Raw genomic sequence first — 17,070 nt, forward strand, 5'->3', positions numbered from 1 at the left:
TAAGGATGCTATCATTTCTGGTTTGATCGGCATTGATTTTGATCAATCAAATTTGTGTTAAAGATGCCGCTTGGCCATTGAAAGAAACACATTGCCAGCTGATGATATGGCGTTTTTCTAGACAGCTCTCTCAGTCACTAACCGGTATGTTGCAGCTGCGATTACTTCTTCTTCATTAGTCGGAATTACCAAAACATCTATGGACGAGTTTGGAGCACTGATTACAGTAGCGTTTGCGGCATTTTCTTCCTCATCCAGACAGAGGCCTAACCAAGCCAGTTGACTGCAAATTTGTTTTCGCACCAATGGCGCCTTCTCGCCAATACCTGCCGTAAAGATGATTGCGTCAAGCCCTCCCAGCGCGGGAAGTAACGCGCCTAGTTCGGCCGCTGCACGATAACAGAATAAATCAACGGCTTCCTGAGCATGCGGATGCAGACTTTCCAGCAAGACCTGCATATTGTTGCTAATGCCGGAGACCCCGAGCAGTCCGGATTTGGTATAGAGCAGATCTTGAATATCTGCCGGTTTCATGCTTTGTTCCTGGATTAGATGCAGTACAACGCCCACATCCAGAGATCCCGGTCGACTGCCCATCATCAGGCCGTCCAGCGCTGTAAATCCCATGCTTGTGGCGACGCTTTGCCTGTTTTTCATGGCGCACATGCTGGCGCCGTTTCCGAGATGAGCTACAATCACCCGGCCTTCAGATTTGTCCTTCAGATAATCCGGGAGAACACTGGCGATATAATCATAAGACAGGCCATGAAATCCGTATCGGAGTATGCCATCGTCGGCAAATTGGCGGGGGAGCGGAAAAAGCTGAGCTAGGCGCGGCTGGGTCCGATGGAAACTGGTATCGAAACAGGCAATTTGCGGCACATCCGGCATCAGGCTTGAGACGAGAGCGATGGCGGACAGGTTATAGGGCTGATGAAGCGGGGCGAGTGACTGTAGTTTTTCCAACTCACCAATGATTTCCTCATTCAGTAAGACGGGCCCGGTAAACCGTTGCCCACCATGCACAACTCGATGTCCGACCGCAACAAGGGTGCTCTCCTGAGTCTGCTCTTCTATCCAGCAGAGCAGACGACGTGTCAGAGCGGTCTGGTCTTCTTCAACGTCCAGAACTGCTAGAGTCCCTGGAGAGAGGTCACAGCCGGTCGACCCGCGAGCTTGAAAGACGGGGTCTCTCTTGATGCCTGCAATCTTCCCCGTGATTAACGGTGTAGATCCATTGTGAGGTGCCGGATAGAGGGCGAATTTTATACTCGATGATCCCGCATTGAGGATCAAAATCACATCGGTCATACCGTGAGTTTCCGCCGATGGTGATGATAGAGCAAAGCAAGAGCGCAAGAGGTCAATCGTGAGCGAATGCCGTCAGCCCGACTCGTCAGCACGATAGGAACACGGGCACCAAGGGCAATTCCCGCTGATTCCGCCCCCGCCAGGTATACGAGCTGCTTGGCAACCATATTGCCTGCTTCAAGATCGGGCACGACTAGAATATCTGGATCGCCTGCAACTTCGGAGCGAATCCCTTTAGCTTCTGCTGCAGATCTGGAAATGGCGTTATCGAAGGCCAATGGCCCGTCCAACAGGCCACCGGTTATCTGGTCCCGGTCCGCCATTTTGCAAAGCGCAGCGGCATCCAGAGTTGATTTGATCTTGGGATAAACGGTTTCCACCGCCGACAAGATAGCCACTTTTGGTAAATCGATGCCAAGAGCATGGGCGAGATCAATGGCGTTCTGGACGATATCCCGTTTGTCATTGAGGTCCGGGTAGATATTGATCGCCGCATCAGTGATAAAAAGGGGTTTGGGATAGAGCCGGACATCCAGAGCGAAAATATGACTAATGCGCCGCTCGGTCCTTAGGCCCAGGTCATGGTCAACGACCGCCTCCAGCAATTCGTCCGTATGGAGTTTGCCTTTCATCAGGGCATCGGCGGAACCGCCGCGAACCATTTCCACGGCCTTCTGTGCTGCGGCATGGCTATGCGGAACATCGATGATTTCGATACCTTCAAGGTCTTCGCCTGCCTCAACCGATGCAGCCCTGATTTTCTCCGTCGGGCCGATGAGTAACGGGACAATCAAGTCTTTTCGTGCGGCTTCCAGCGCCCCGCTCAACGAAAGGACGTCACAGGGATGAACGACAGCTATACAGATCGGCGCCAGATCGGTCGTGGCTTTGATTAGATCCTCACAGAGGGAACCCGGTTCATGACCATGAGGCTCAGCAGGTATCATGCGACGATTTACTCCTGAAATACATAGGTGCCGGGTGCATTGGACAGCGGCTTGTACGGTAGCTCGTTTAATCCCATAGGAGGCGGGACGGTCATATCGCCAGAATGCGCGGTCAGCCATTCCACGAGGGATGGCCACCAGGAACCTGACTGCACATCAGTCTCATGCAACCAGGTCTCCGGGTCGCGGTAACTTTCATCGGCTTTCCGTGTTGCTTGACGGTAGCGACGGTTGGCATGGCCCGGTTCGGACACAATGCCTGCATTATGTCCGCCACTGGTTAGCAGAAAGGTGACATCTGTATCAGTGAGAAGATTGTACTTATAGACTGACCGCCAGGGCGCGACATGGTCCCATTCAGTTCCGACGGCGAAAATGGGCACCCGAATGTCGGATACAGCAACAGGTCGGTCATCCACGATGTAACGCCCCTCAGCCAGATCGTTATTCAGGAATAGATGGCGGAGATATTCGGAGTGCATTTTATAGGGCATGCGGGTAGCGTCGGCATTCCACGCCATAAGATCATTTATTGCGGGCCGTTCGCCCCTCAGATAATCATGTATCAGTCGCGACCAGATCAGATCATTTGATCGTAAAAGCTGAAATGCACCGGCCATTTGTTTGGTATCCAGAAACCCCTGTTCCCACATCATATCTTCCAGGAATGTGACCTCGCTTTCATTAATAAAAAGCATCAGTTCGCCCGCTTCCTTGAAATCAACTTGTGAGGCAAGAAAAGTGAGGGTTTTATATCGTTCCTCTCCATCTCGCGCCATGGCTGCGGCGGCAATGGAGAGCAGTGTTCCCCCTATGCAATATCCGATTCCGTGAACCTGCGGTGCTCCTGTTATCGCTTCAATAGCCTCAAGTGCGCTCGTGATACCGAGGGTGCGATATTCGTCCATGCCTAGATCTCGATCTTCCGGACCGGGGTTTTTCCATGATACAATAAAAACCGTAAAACCCTTTTCAGTTAAATATTTTACTAATGAATTCTCAGGTGATAAATCAAGAATATAATACTTCATTATCCAGGCGGGAACGATGAAGATTGGTTCCGGATGGACTTTATCCGTCGCGGGAAAATACTGTATTAACTCAATTAACCGGTTACTGTAGACAACCTTTCCCGGGGTTACTGCAAGCGTTTCTCCGATTTTATAATTTTCTGTCCCCGCGGGTTTTTTCCCACTAACTGACCGTTCCCAGTCCTCAATAAAATTCTGAGCACCGCGAACCAGATTCTGGCCGCCCTCTTTCATGGTTTTTTGCAACAGCTCCGGATTGGCGGCGAGAAAGTTCGATGGAGAAAATATATCCAACATTTGCCGCGTCGCGAATTCTACCACGTTCTCATGCTGTTTGGTCACTCCGCGAATTCCGGTCGTCGCATTATACCACCACTGTTGGTTCATCAAAAAGGACTGGTACAACAGATTGTAAGGCCACTGCTGCCAGGCAGCACCAGCGAACCGTTTGTCCTGCGGCAATGGATCGATGCAGTGGGCGGTATCTCCGTGACGGAGAGCGCAATGGGTAGAATAACTCGCAAGCCGGAGGGCTTTCTTGGTCGCCTTTTCAATCAACTGGAACTGCTTTCCAGGCGCCGTCGCCAAATGTAGCGCCCAATCGGAATAGGCGCTTGCCAAGGCGCTCGGAGATAGCCCGAGAGTGAAGCGCGCCGCAAGTGCGTGGACAGAGCGATCAAGAATCTCCGGCAGAGCCGTCGACACGTAAGAATCCCGCTCGAAAATGCCTGGACCGATATTCAGGGCAGGTTTCGTTGTTGAAGAAGAGGTCGTGGTGGGAACTGAGACGGGTTTTTTATTCAGGCTTGTTGACGTGCCAATCGATCTGGCCGGGCTTTTAGCGATTTGATCAGAGGCCTTCGGTTTCATAATAATTCTCTTTTGATCGATGATATCAACAATCGAAATTTCTCTATTTGAGGACACAATTAATTTTGCATTGCAGCATTGATTTCAGTCAAAGTTAGTATGATTTCTTTACAACATCATGATTGTCAATATTGCGGTGCAGTGTGCCGATCCGGCTGCAGCGACGACAGCGGCCAGGCGCATGATTTCAGGTAACGTCTTGAAATAACGGAAGGGATTTTTCATGAGAAAATCGCAAATCTAGCCTCATCACAGCTCAAGCCATTATCCTCTAACATTACCAATATACGGCATATACCTTAGAATTTATCTCGGAATTACTCAAATATTTGGTAAAAAATAGAAGTAAATAAATATTTTTATTATATATAAATAAATTATTTGAATATTAAATTATAATAACTAAATAATAAAACTATTTAAATCAATAATATACTGAATAATTAATATTATATATTTACAAGAGGACATGAAATGAATATTATTTTAAATGCACAGACACGGCGCATCCTGCAGCCGTTAAAAGTCCGGTTTCAACGTGTTTCAATGATGGTCGGGATTGCTGCCCTTGCTGCCGTCAGCTTGGCATCGCCGAGCTTTGGCAAGTCGGCGACAGATTACTTTCTGACATCCAAGGAAATAACGGAAGTGAGAGGCGGCATCGCACGTAACCTCAAAGATAGCAAGGCGAATATCGCCGATTTCCGGCTGTATCAGCAGGGAGCAAAAAGCAATGTTGAACTGCTTGAGATCACCGGTGACTATTTCAGGGCGCTGTATGAGCAAATAGTCAAGACGCAGAAGGGGGACGTAATATGGGGATCCGCTTATACAATTGACTGGAATTTCTATCTAATCCCGGACATCGACAATTATAAAGATACGCAGCTCCTGAAGGTGTTGAGTGATGCAATTAATCGCGGCGTCCAAGTGCGCATCCTGGTGTCGTCAAATGATACCTATCAGCCGCTGCAAGAGATTTTTGCGCAATGTGAAGAACTCAACAAGGTGGCGCGCACAGCCACCAACGATAAAACTGTAAATGTATGCGTTCCGAACCGTCGTCATTATCTGATCGGCGGGACTATGCATCAAAAGTCATGGTTCATTGGTTCGTCACGAAAAGACGGTTTTGCCAGTACCGCCTTTGTCGGAGGGCTGGATATGGCGGCGCAGAGATGGGATAATCGCAAGCATGACCAAGGCCCTCTCACAGATGGTTCGTTGGCCCGCAGAGATCGAAATAAAGATTATGACGTTAATAGTGCCGGCTGGACCGACAGCATGCTGCAAATTCAAGGGGATGCTGCCATGGATATCGCGGCGCTTCTTCACCGTCAGATAACAGATCCTTTTCCGCCAACAGTCGGCATAACAGGTAACAAAAAGAGTGTACTGACTTTCCCCGAAACGCTATGGCAGAATTTCACAAAGCCCGCTCAGCAGGCAGATAATATTGACACACAGCTTGTCATGACTGCGGGCCCCAATGGGGCGATGAAGGGCTTCTATCAAAACTGGGCGCCAAAAGGGGATCTATCCTATCTGAAGGCTTATTTGAAGGCCATTAGCAATGCGGAGCACTATATTATCATAGCCGATCAGTTTATGTTCTATAAGCCTTTGATGGACGCCGTCGTCGCGCGGATGAAGAAAAGGCCGGGCTTGCAGGTCATGCTCATCACAAACAACCCACGCACAAACCAGCGCAGTGCTAATGAATTTGCCGACAAAGTTATGCCGTGCATGAAGAACTATCCTGATATCCTTGACTGTGTTGGCCCAAAGATAGGTTTCCTACCTGTTTTGATGTTGAGCGCTTATCGGCAATTCGCATGGTTAAACCTGAATGATTTTGCTGACAAAAATGCGGTTGATATGGACGGCAAGAAATCGCGTGTTTATGCCTACCAAATCATGAAAGAGGGAACGACAGATCTGGTCAACGCAAATCTCATCTATATGCACAACAAGTTGCTGATGATTGATGATGAGTACGTGGTTGTCGGTTCCGGCGGTGTCGAAATCGCCGGTATGACGAATGACAGGGACGCAGGCCTGGCAATTTTCGGCAAGGAGAAAGTCATCAAATTCCGCAAAAAGCTGATGAGCGATTTTCTCAATATCCCTATTAACGATAACCGGCTGGTAACATGGCAGTCTACGTTCACTGCCGCCTTCGAGAAATCAAAGGATATGAAATCAGCGCGGGCGAGACGGTACTGGCCGAAACAGGACGGTTGGCTCGAATACATTACGAGACCCCTTAATTATTTCGCGTTTAATAGTTATGAGCCTTGCGGTCTTATTAATCCGACGCCAGGCCGTCAATGTTTCCCAGGCGATTTCCAATATCCCGAGGACATGCCGGACGAGAGGACCGTCTGGGAACCCATCGCGGAAGGCCTCGCTCCCTATCAGCCCGCCTTCCAGCAAGGGATACAATCGAAATTGTAAAATTAGATTTTTGCGTTGTTATGAAGAGCGCATGATCCGCGCAAATTTATAGGCGGATGCCGGTTGAGGGATGACTTGATCTCAACCGGCATCGGTATTTTTGCCGCCGCTTGCGGCACAAACCCCAACGTCATTGTCAGAGGACGTTAATATGCGACATGCCGGCCTTTTCGAAGAACCATTGGGCGATGCGCTTCACGAAGTATGACCGGTTGGCAAGACCGCTTTTATACAATCCATGGCTCTGGACCGAAATTTCAATATCCGGGCGCAACGCCGTAACCATGTTATTTTCAAGAAATGGATCGATAAAGGGGCGTGCAGCGAGAGCAACCCCGGACCCTGCACAGGCGAGTGCCAGTGCATTCTGCATGGAATTTACCTTGATGATCCGTGTTTCCGGAGGCACCATCTCCGCCGCCTCGAACCAGGCTCGCCAGGAGGCCCGCGGGCCAGCGGTTTCGATCAGCGGCAGTTTCGACCAATCAATCGGCAGCCCCCCATGCTTGTCGGAAGGCATGACGGCGACGAGCCGCTCGGCAACAAGTGCGACGAAATCGCTTCCGGCATGCGCGGGATCCTCATAGGTGAAATGAATATCCGACTGGGCTGATTGCGGCGATGCCAGCTGATAATCCACCGTAACCGTGACCTCAATATTGGGGAAGTCCGCATAAAGCGACGGCAGGCGCGGCGCAAGCCACAGGTCCGCAAAGGAGGGCGAATAACAGCTTATGGACAGATTTTGATGATGGTCATGTTCAAACAACTCCTCGGTTGCATGCCGGATGCTGGTGAGCGCCCCTCGCACCCGGCGCAAATATGTCTCGCCGATTTCCGTAAGTTCTATGCTGCGGGCTTTACGCACAAACAGCGGGCTTTCCAAGGTGCTTTCCAGTCTTTGAATCTGAATACTGACCGCGCCTTGCGTTATTCCGAGTTCCTGTGCGGCTTGGGTGAAACTGGAATGCCGGGCGGCAGCCTCAAACGCCGCGAGCCAGGGAAGTGGCGCTAAAAGCTTCATAATCAAAAATCCGGGGTTCATCAATTAATATTTTAATGAATACTACCGTTAAATTTCCTGACCAGCAAGAGAGGAGTATTTTATTTTCTCAGAAATTAGATTAAATTAATTTACTTAATATTTATATTTTAATTATTTTACAATATGTTAGAAGTTTTTTTCTAAAAATACAGTCGTTTTTTTTCTTATTTTCCTCTGTCTGAAATATAGCTGTAGCATTTGATCTATAAATAAATCCATGGCATGATCGAATCGTCACACTTTTTAAGTGTGCGAAGTAGAGGGTCATCTACACAGAATTTTTTAGGAGATAAAGATGAGGAAATACTTCCTGGCTGCGACGGTTTGTGCAGCAATGATTTCAACCATTCCGTTGGCCATGGCTAAAACACTTAACTTTGCACATGATCTTTCCTTCGGGGCGGAATCCAATATGGACCCGATCGACGGCAACCGTCTGTATGAAGCGATTATCCTCACGTATAATCGCCTGGTGCGGCCGTCTTATAAAACCGAAGAGCCGGAGGCCTCCCTCGCAACCAGTTGGTCAAGCAACGACAAGGCGGATGTATGGACGTTCAAACTTCGCGACGGCGTCACTTTCCATGACGGATCGGCATTCGGACCAGAGGATGTTGTCTATACTTTCAAACGCATTATTGACCCGAATACCAAATCGGCGGTGAAAGCCGTCCTGGATATTATCAAGGATGTTCGCGCTGGCGAGGATAACTCTGTCATCTTTGAACTGAATAGCAGTCATGCCGACTTTCCCTTGTTGCTGATAGATTACCGGGCGCGGATCATTCCGGAGGGATCGGGCGATACCATCGCGGATACTGGCATCGGCACCGGCCCATTCAAGCTCAAGACCCTTGATGCCGAGGGAATCAGCGAATTCGTGCGCTTTGACGATTATTGGGATGGCAAACCACAGCTCGATGGCATCAATGTCACTGCGATTGCCGATGCCGGCGCCCGGCAGCAGGCGCTTGCCGCCGGTCAGATAGACCTTCTGCTTGGCGCCACGGAAGAGCAGCAGAATGCTTTGGGGGACGGCTTTAATTACCAGCATATTCCAAGCGGCGCGTGGCGTGGCATTGTGTTTAATACCCAGTCCGAGGAGTTCAAGGATTGGCGCGTTCGCAAGGCCCTGCGTATCCTCGCGGACCGCGAACAGATTATCAAACGGGCCCTCGGTGAGAACGGCGGTATTGTCTCCTGCGACGATCCTGTAGCGCCGACAGATCCCTATCTCGCCAAAATTGACTGCCCGCAAGATATAGAAGGTGCAAAAGCGCTGCTCGCGGAAGCAGGGCACAAAGATGGTCTTGACATTGAAGTATTTACAGCGCCGCTTGACCCTACATGGGCTCCACTGCTCGAGGTATATCAGGCTCAGGCTGCGAAAGCCGGCGTAAAGGTGAAAATCACCTCCGTCCCGAGTGACGGCTTCTGGAACGATGTCTGGATGAAGAAATCTGCGACCACGACCTATTGGGGCGGGCGTCCCGCAGACCAGATTCTCAACGAAGCCTTCCGTTCAGGGGCAAAGTGGAATGAGACATACTGGAACGTTCCTGAATTCGACGCCCAGCTCGACGTGGCGCGCAGTGAGCTCGATCCTGAAAAACGCAAGGAAGATTATCGGGAACTACAGGTCGAACTGTTTGAAAAGGGCGGCGCCTTCATTCCTTTCCATCTGAACACGCTCCGGGTGGTTGCCAAGGACGTCACCATTCCTGCGGTTCCGTCCGCCGCGTTGCGCTGGTCAGACGTTACCAAGAACTAGCCTCACCTTGCTGGCGCAGCGGTTCACTCCCGGCCGCTGCGCTTTCTTCCCTTGCCGGGTGTTTTACAAGGGTCGCAATGTCCAGATTGTTATCGAGACTGATTTCTGCATTATTTGCTGCATGGCTTGTGGCGACTCTGGTGTTTGTCGCGGTCTCGGCTCGGCCAGGCGATTTATGCACGACGATGCTTGATCGTGAGGTGGCGGACATTCAAAAGCTGGTGGACTGCCGCGCTATTCACGGTCTCGACAAACCGTTTCTGACGCAGTATTTCAACTGGCTTAGCGGCATGCTTGTTGGCGATTTCGGCCGTGAACTGCGGGATCCGGTAAAAGCCGAGAGCCGCCGAAATCGCAATGTCTCGGATGTCATCGCGCCAGCCTTGGACGCGACATTACGGCTCGGCCTCATCTCTGCGATGATCGCCATACCGCTGGCGATGATCCTTGGCATCGCCAGCGCCCTGATGCGCAACCGCTGGTCCGACCTTGCCATTTCGACCACCCTGATCATGTTCATGACGATCCCCGAGTTTGCTATCGCCACCATTTTACAGGGAATTTTCGCGGAATGGCTCGGCTGGACACCGGCGGTGTTTTTCGGCTCTAAGATATCGAACAGTTCCCAGTTCTGGATGATCGCGCCGCTCCCGATCGCTTGCTTGAGCCTGTTGATGATGGCGCATATCCAGCGGTTGATGCGGTCCAGCATGATTGACGCCCTCAACTCGGATTTCGCGCGGACGGCGCGGCTGAACGGCATTCCACGATGGCGCATTATCTTGCTGCACTGCCTGCCCTCGGCGCTACCGCCGACGATCTCGCTGTCGGCGCTGACGGTGGGGTACCTCCTTTCCGGCGTTACGGTGATCGAGTCGGTCTTCAACTATCCCGGCCTCGGGCGGCTGTTGTTGAACTCGCTCTATGACCAGCAGACATATCTCGCGGCTGCGGTGGTGCTGATTCTGGCGCTCATGTATATCGCCATCAACTTTGTCGCCGATGTTATCTCCATGTTTGTCGACCCTCGGCAGCGAGGCGCGGCATGATGGCGTTTCTCGATCCCATTTCCTATTACCTGGCGGACAAAATTTATTATCTCGTCTGTACTGCCATGTTTATTACGATGGTCGGGCTTGTCGTTATAAAGCCGTCGCGACGGCTTTTGGGGCGTATATGGCGGCATTGGAATGGCCGCGTTGGCCTTTGCTTCATCGCGGCGCATATCCTGATCAGCGTTTTCGGGCCCTGGCTTATTCCGCATGACCCCTATACGCAGTTTGATTTGGGGGAGATCGCCCGGTACTATCCGCCGGGCCTTGAATTCCCGCTCGGAACGGACGATCGAAACCGCGACTTTCTGGCCCGGGTGGTGTCGGGGGGGCGCGCCGCGATTGCCGTTACTTGTCTGACGGCAATTCTGGCAATCTCATGGGGCGCGTTTGCCGGTATATTCCTCACCCTTATGCCGCGTTGGGTGGACGGTGTCGTCATGCGCATCGTTGATGCCCTGATTTCCGTTCCCTGGCTCGCATTTCTATTGCTGGCGATGACCCTTTTTGCCGGGGCGCGGGGCTTCAGCTTTGTGCCGATTGTCGGGTTTTTCTACAGCCTTGCCGTGCTGCGCGTCGTCAGGGCTCATGCGACGACGATTGTTGCGCTTGATTATGTGACAGCGGCGCGTGCGCGCGGACACAGGATTTCCTGGATTGCCTTTCACGAAGTGCTTCCTAACTGCCGCGATGTTATACTGGTTGAATTGGCGATGCGTTGGACATGGCTGTTACTCGCTTTCGCGGTAGCCTCCTTCTTTGGATTGATGGTTGAAATTCCGGCACCGGACTGGAGCCTGATGATTGCCAGCTCACGGACATTATTCCTGTCCTACCCTTATCTTTTCTGGCCGCCCGTGATCATGCTGTCAACCCTGGTGATTGGCATCAATTTCACGGCGGACGGCCTGGCCAAGGCGATTGGCCTCGATCGCCGGGCGGCGGACATGGTTTGAGGATGGAACATGCTTGATATCCGCGAATTGTCAGTTGGTTATACGGAGAATATTTCGGGCCGGAAGGTCGAAATCCTGTCCCGCGTCAATCTTTCCATCGCGGGGGGGGAAACTCTCGGCCTTGTAGGCGAGTCGGGCAGCGGGAAATCCACCCTTGGATATGCCATTGCCGGTCATTTGAGCGGGCTGGAAATTCAAAACGGATCGATCGATACAAAGGAAAACCCGCGCATTGCTCTGGTTCAGCAGAATGCCGGACAGGCCCTGACTCCCACCATGAGCATCGGGCGGCAGCTTAATGAGGTGCTGAAATATGCGCAGGTGAAAAACCGGACTGAAAAGGCGTTCGAGCTTATGGAGGGGGTGCGCCTGCCCGATCCGAAGTCTCTGATGAAACGGTTGCCGCACCAGCTTTCCGGGGGGCAACAGCAACGGGTTCTCATCGCCCTGGCGTTGGCGCGCAATCCGGAAATCCTGGTGCTGGACGAACCGACGACCGCCCTTGACGCCTCGACCAAGGAAACCCTGCTGGAATTGCTTGCGGCTCTGCAGAAAAGTCAGGGTTTCGCCATGCTTATCGTCAGTCACGATCTTGGAATCATCAGAACAGCATGCGCCGAGACGGCTGTCATGTATGCCGGTGCTTTTGTCGAGCTTGGCAATACCGAGAAGATAATAAAGGGCGGCCATCATCCCTATACGCGCGCGCTTGTTGAGGCGCTGCCCCATATTGAGGAACGGCTGTTGCCGAATGCGATAGAGGGCACGCCGCCGAAACCGGGAGCGCGTCCCGAAGGATGCGCTTTCGCACCGCGCTGTCTCTATGCGGAAGATAAATGCCGCCATGCCGTCCCGCCGCTTGCTCCGGCCCAGGATACGAAGGTCGCCTGTTTCTTTCCGCTGGTCGATTTAAGGAAAACTTCTACCGCCGTTCCCGAGCCTGGCGAGGGTAAGGAACGGCTGTTGGCGGTCAATAATATTTCGGTTCAGTTCAAACAGCATGGCGGCCAGATATTCAAGGCGCTTGATGATGTGTCGATTTCGCTGAACACGGGCGAGACCTTGGGAATTATTGGCGAGTCCGGGTCCGGAAAATCGACGCTTCTGAGATGCCTGGCAGGCCTGCAAAACTATAGCGCCGGTGAAATGATCCTGGAGGGAGCGGAGGATTTTGACAGGCCTGTGGAAAAACGTAAAAGAGCGACCCAGCGGCGCCTGCAGATGGTGTTTCAAAACCCGTCCACGGCGCTTAACCCCAATCACACCATTGAGAGAATTCTCGAAATTCCCTATGCTCTATATGAGCCGAAATCGAGCCGCAGCGAGAGGAGTAACGCCATCCGCCGGGAGTTGGATCTGGTGCGCCTGACCGACCAGCATCTGATAAAGCGGCCAAGGGAGTTATCGGGCGGCGAGTTGCAGCGTGTCGCCCTTGCGCGCGGTCTGATCGCCAGGCCGGATCTGCTTCTGCTAGATGAAATCACTTCGGCGCTTGATGTGTCGGTTCAGGCCGCCGTCCTCGATTTGCTGGTTAAAATTCAGCGCAGCGTTGGCTGCGCGATGATTCTGGTGTCGCATGACATTGCGGTCATGCGCTCAATTAGCCATAAACTCGTCGTTCTCAAAAACGGCAGGATCGTTGAGGCGGGACTGACGGAACAAATTCTGTCGCATCCCAAGGAGGCTTATACCCAGAGCCTGATCAAAAGCGCAAAAGCAATCACCGCCTAGCATGTGAGGATTTACCGAATGAGCAATAAAGTCATTTTAATTATTATGGATGGCGTTGGTTACCAGACCGCGAGAACCCAATGCGGATATCTCGAAGGGGCGGTTAACGCCGGTCTTGCGCGCTGCTGGAAAATGAAGGCAACGCCGCCGACCATATCCGCCTCGATGTATGAAACCATTCACACTGGACTGACCCCGATTGCCCACGGCATCACCGGCAATACCTCCCTGCGCCGGTCAATCAAGCCGAATATTTTTTCGCTTTGCAGGGCCGCCGGAAAACGAACGGCGGCGGTTGGGCATTCCTATTTCTACAAGCTCTATGTTGACCAGCCCTGGGACCCTTTGCGCTCCGTTGAGCATCATGACGAGAACAGCGATATCCAGATCGGCCGCTACTATTCGATGGAAGGCTATGGCCGTGTAAACCCCACGGCGCCGGCGGAGATTGATCTTTGCGGGCAAATGATTGTTCTGACGGAAAAATGGAACCCGGATTATCTTCTGTTTCACACCTGCTCCACGGATTCAATCGGGCATTTCTATGGCGGTGACAGCCCGCAATACCGGCGGCAAACCATGGATGTCGATGATGCTCTTGGCCGGACCATTCCCATTTTGCTGACGGCCGGGTACGAGATCATGGTGACGGCGGATCACGGAATGACCGCGGAAGGGGGGCATGGCGGCACGGAAGACGTGGTATGCGACATCCCCTTCTATTATTTCGGTCCCGGCGCCGGTCCCGACGGGTTGGAGACGCTGGATCAACTTGGGATCGCCGCCGCCGTTCTTGACCGAATTGGCATCGCTCCGGCTGACGGGATGGGCGCGAGCTTTCTTTCCGGCAGCGCGAGCGAGTAACCCCGCTCAATAATCCGTCGATTGGCCCTGTCAGGGTGACTTGGCGAAGCGCAGCATGTGTATTGGGTTGCCACATCTCAAGCAGTGAGTTAGCGCCATTCAAAGAGCGCCAAATCATGTTTGAGTTTGAACTGCTGCCGATTTATGAATTGTTGGATTATGTCGGACGGCGCTTATGTGATCAAACGGCACAGCATCGAAATAACGGAAGGGTATTTCGATCAATAGAACTGATAAACCATAAGAAAATCCGAAGCGTATTGATTTAACTCAAGGCTCGAAATTAGAGAAAGCATATGCCTCAGATTTCTAATGATTTTGAGTCCATCTCGATGGAATGGACGCCTCTCAAAGATTCGAGAGGCGCCATATGAATCACTCCTGCCTGGTTTCCTTGAGTTTTTCGATATTGAGTTGGTGCATCAGAAAGCGTTCATAGAACGGTTCACTTTTGCCGTTGCGCACTTTGCCCATAAAGTACTTTTCGAACCCGACCTTGGCGAGGTGCACCCACACGCCCTTGGATGCCCAGTTGACGTTGCGGGGCGGAATTTGGGGCTGGGCGACGAAGGCCACACCGCTATCGCCGAAATCGGCCAGGCAGACGGCATTCCACGTTGCCTGCGACTTCGGCTGCTCGCCGCGTAACAAAGCACCGATATTCAGAGCGGTTGCGGTGACCATCGACTCGATCATGAACCCGGTTTTCGGCACGCCGACCGGTACCGGTGTGGGGCTGATGGGAGGGATGGCGACGCAAACGCCGACGCTGAATATCTCATGATAGGTCGGGTTGCACTGGTGTTCGTCGATCACAACGAAACCGCGTGGATTGGTTAATTTTTCTATCCCCAGCAGCGCTGGCACGCCGCGAAAGGCGGGCAACATCATCGCATAGCCGAACGGCAGCTCGTGGGTCTTCCTTGGGCTGCCATCCTCATTCACTTCATCGACAGTCATCACCTTGCCGGCAATGCCCTTGACTTTGGCGTTGGTGATCCACTTGATGTGCCGGGCGCGGAATTCGCTTTCCATCAATCCCTTGGTATCGCCGACGCCATCCAGACCGAGATGACCGATATAGGGTTCGGAGGTCACAAAGGTCATCGGCACGCGGTCGCGGATCTTGCGCTTACGCAGTTCGGTTTCCAGTATAAAGGCGAATTCGTAGGCCGGGCCGAAGCAGGAGGCACCTTGCACCGCGCCAACCACGATCGGGCCGGGATTGGCGCAGAAGGCCTCGAACGCGGTATAGGCTTCCTGTGCATGCGCTACATGGCAAATCGATTGGGTTTCGCCTCCTTCATGCACGCTGGACGGGCCGAGGCCAGGGATCTCGTCAAAAGCTAGATCGGGACCAGTGGCGATAACCAGATAGTCGTAGGGGACGCTTTGTCCATCAGTCAGTTCCACGCGCTTATCCGTGGGATGCACCCGGACCGCCCCTTGGGTCATGAATCTGGCGCCCTTTTTCTCTAGCACGGGGACCAGGTCGATCTCAATATCCGACCGTTGGCGCCAGCCGACCGCGACCCAAGGATTGGACGGGACGAAATGATAGATGTCGCCTTGACCGATCACCGTTAGGCGGTCCTCTGACCGTAACTGATCCACCAACTCATAGGCCATCAAGGTTCCACCAAGGCCAGCACCCAGAACAACAATTTCCATCATAATTTCCTTCCCACTTATCGCGTATGCTTAATATATATTAGCAATTACGCATATTTTTTATTTATGTAAATATAAGGCATTAGCGCCTTACCTTCTTTGTTCCGATAGCTATTGTCCCTACCGGAGGTACGCAAATATTGACTCAAGAAACGCCCTTAGATGACGATGCTCGTGTCTTTTCGCCCCTTAGAACGATGTAAATAGCCGGGATGACAAGCACTGTGAGCGCAGTTGACGAGGCGAGGCCGAACAGGAGCGAAATCGCCAGACCCTGGAAAATCGGGTCGGTGAGAATGACTGCCGCGCCGATCATCGCCGCGAGCGCCGTGAGCAGGATCGGCTTGAAGCGTATGGCGCCAGCCTCCAGAAGAACGTCGATTAGCGGCCGGTCGAATTGGCGCGCATGACGGATGAAGTCGACCAGCAGGATGGAGTTGCGCACGATAATGCCGGCGAGTGCAATGAAACCAATCATCGAGGTCGCGGTAAAGGGTGCATCGAACAGCCAGTGTCCGAACATGATGCCGATAAAGGTAAGCGGGATCGGTGTTAGGATAACGAGCGGCACCTTGAAGGAGCCGAACTGCGCAACGACGAGGAAGTAGACGCCGAGGATTGCCACCATGAAGGCAGCCCCCATGTCGCGAAACGTTACCCATGTCACCTCCCATTCGCCGTCCCAAAGCAGGGTAGAGTGGGTTTCAATCGATGGCTGCCCGTGCAGTGAAATCTCCGGTTTCGGCAGGTCGCCCCAATCCGCCTCGGCGATGGCATCCTCGACCGCCAGCATCCCATAGATCGGTGCTTCATAGGCGCCAGCGAGTTCCGCCATAACCATTTCAGCCGCACGACCGTTGTGGCGGAAGATCGGATAGGACCCCGGCTCGCGCGAGACGCTGACTACGTCGCCGAGCTCGACCACGCCGCGAGCGCCCGGAAGTGCATTGGCGGGCACGGGGGTGGCCAATGCGCGCTCGCCCATCACCGCCCGTGACTTCGGTAACGCGACGCGGATGACGATCGGTTGACGGCCCTCGCCTCTGTGGGAATATCCCACCGTGGCGCCGCCATAGAGATAACGAAGCGTGTCGTATACATCGGACTGCTCAACCCCGTAATATTCGAGATTGTCCTGATTGATGATTACTTGGATCCGTTCTGGCTGGTTATGATAGCTGTTGTCGATATCGACGATGAACGGGACGCTCTCGAACGCCTCACGAACCTTGTCGGCCACAGCGCGGCGCGTCTGCGGGTCCGGGCCGTAAATCTCGGCGAGTAAGGTACTGATAACGGGAGGGCCGGGGGGCGGCTCGACGACCTTGAGAACAGCGTCTTTCGGTACGTCGGCATCCTTGAGA

General features: G+C 52.8%; 12 protein-coding genes. 6 read left to right on the top strand and 6 right to left on the bottom strand.

Annotated features, from left to right (window positions below; translation table 11 throughout):
* Nucleotides 1-117: 117 nt before the first annotated feature.
* Genes P1U71_RS12965 through P1U71_RS12975 form a run of 3 tightly spaced genes read right to left on the bottom strand, consistent with a single transcriptional unit; the run spans nucleotide 118 to nucleotide 4,159 of the window.
* Entirely contained in the window at nucleotides 118-1,311 is a 1,194-nt protein-coding gene (locus tag P1U71_RS12965; protein ID WP_301106032.1) for an acetate/propionate family kinase, read from the bottom strand.
* Nucleotides 1,308-2,258: a bifunctional enoyl-CoA hydratase/phosphate acetyltransferase gene (locus P1U71_RS12970; RefSeq protein ID WP_301106033.1), complete on the bottom strand. Its 951-nt coding sequence runs from the start codon at nucleotides 2,256-2,258 to the stop codon at nucleotides 1,308-1,310. Before P1U71_RS12970 ends, P1U71_RS12965 begins: the two co-directional genes overlap by 4 nt.
* An 8-nt stretch (nucleotides 2,259-2,266) precedes the next feature.
* Complete coding sequence (locus P1U71_RS12975) at nucleotides 2,267-4,159, bottom strand: alpha/beta fold hydrolase (RefSeq protein WP_301106034.1); 1,893 nt, start codon at nucleotides 4,157-4,159, stop codon at nucleotides 2,267-2,269.
* A 474-nt stretch (nucleotides 4,160-4,633) separates the two neighbouring features.
* On the opposite strand from P1U71_RS12975, the gene P1U71_RS12980 reads away from it, so the two are divergent.
* The gene (locus tag P1U71_RS12980) at nucleotides 4,634-6,616 is read left to right on the top strand and encodes a phospholipase D-like domain-containing protein (protein WP_301106035.1); all 1,983 of its coding nucleotides are present in this window, start codon (nucleotides 4,634-4,636) and stop codon (nucleotides 6,614-6,616) included.
* A gap of 136 nt (nucleotides 6,617-6,752) precedes the next feature.
* On the opposite strand, the gene P1U71_RS12985 is transcribed toward P1U71_RS12980, so the two are convergent.
* Complete coding sequence (locus tag P1U71_RS12985; protein ID WP_301106036.1) at nucleotides 6,753-7,640, bottom strand: LysR family transcriptional regulator; 888 nt, start codon at nucleotides 7,638-7,640, stop codon at nucleotides 6,753-6,755.
* A gap of 316 nt (nucleotides 7,641-7,956) precedes the next feature.
* On the opposite strand from P1U71_RS12985, the gene P1U71_RS12990 reads away from it, so the two are divergent.
* The 5 genes from P1U71_RS12990 to P1U71_RS13010 all read left to right on the top strand — a co-directional run bounded on the left by P1U71_RS12990 (nucleotide 7,957) and on the right by P1U71_RS13010 (nucleotide 14,035).
* Entirely contained in the window at nucleotides 7,957-9,432 is a 1,476-nt protein-coding gene (locus P1U71_RS12990; protein WP_301106037.1) for an ABC transporter substrate-binding protein, read from the top strand.
* Between the two features lie 77 nt (nucleotides 9,433-9,509).
* Nucleotides 9,510-10,481 carry an ABC transporter permease gene (locus P1U71_RS12995; RefSeq protein ID WP_301106039.1) on the top strand — a complete coding sequence of 324 codons (972 nt, stop codon included), beginning with the start codon at nucleotides 9,510-9,512 and terminating at the stop codon, nucleotides 10,479-10,481.
* Entirely contained in the window at nucleotides 10,478-11,440 is a 963-nt protein-coding gene (locus P1U71_RS13000) for an ABC transporter permease (RefSeq protein WP_301106040.1), read from the top strand. The genes P1U71_RS12995 and P1U71_RS13000 overlap by 4 nt, the downstream gene beginning before the upstream one ends.
* 9 nt (nucleotides 11,441-11,449) lie before the next feature.
* Entirely contained in the window at nucleotides 11,450-13,171 is a 1,722-nt protein-coding gene (locus P1U71_RS13005) for an ABC transporter ATP-binding protein (RefSeq protein ID WP_301106041.1), read from the top strand.
* 18 nt (nucleotides 13,172-13,189) lie between these two features.
* Entirely contained in the window at nucleotides 13,190-14,035 is an 846-nt protein-coding gene (locus P1U71_RS13010) for an alkaline phosphatase family protein (RefSeq protein ID WP_301106042.1), read from the top strand.
* Nucleotides 14,036-14,410: 375 nt separating this feature from the next.
* Here the strand turns inward: P1U71_RS13010 and P1U71_RS13015 are convergent, their stop codons facing one another.
* A complete protein-coding gene (locus P1U71_RS13015) occupies nucleotides 14,411-15,709 on the bottom strand; it encodes an FAD/NAD(P)-binding oxidoreductase (RefSeq protein WP_301106043.1) in 1,299 nt (432 codons plus the stop codon).
* Between the two features lie 142 nt (nucleotides 15,710-15,851).
* Nucleotides 15,852-17,070: efflux RND transporter permease subunit (locus P1U71_RS13020; RefSeq protein WP_301106044.1), on the bottom strand; the 1,219-nt coding region annotated here is incomplete at its 5' end.

The organism is Sneathiella sp. (genome assembly GCF_029233945.1).
GTDB lineage: Bacteria > Pseudomonadota > Alphaproteobacteria > Sneathiellales > Sneathiellaceae > Sneathiella.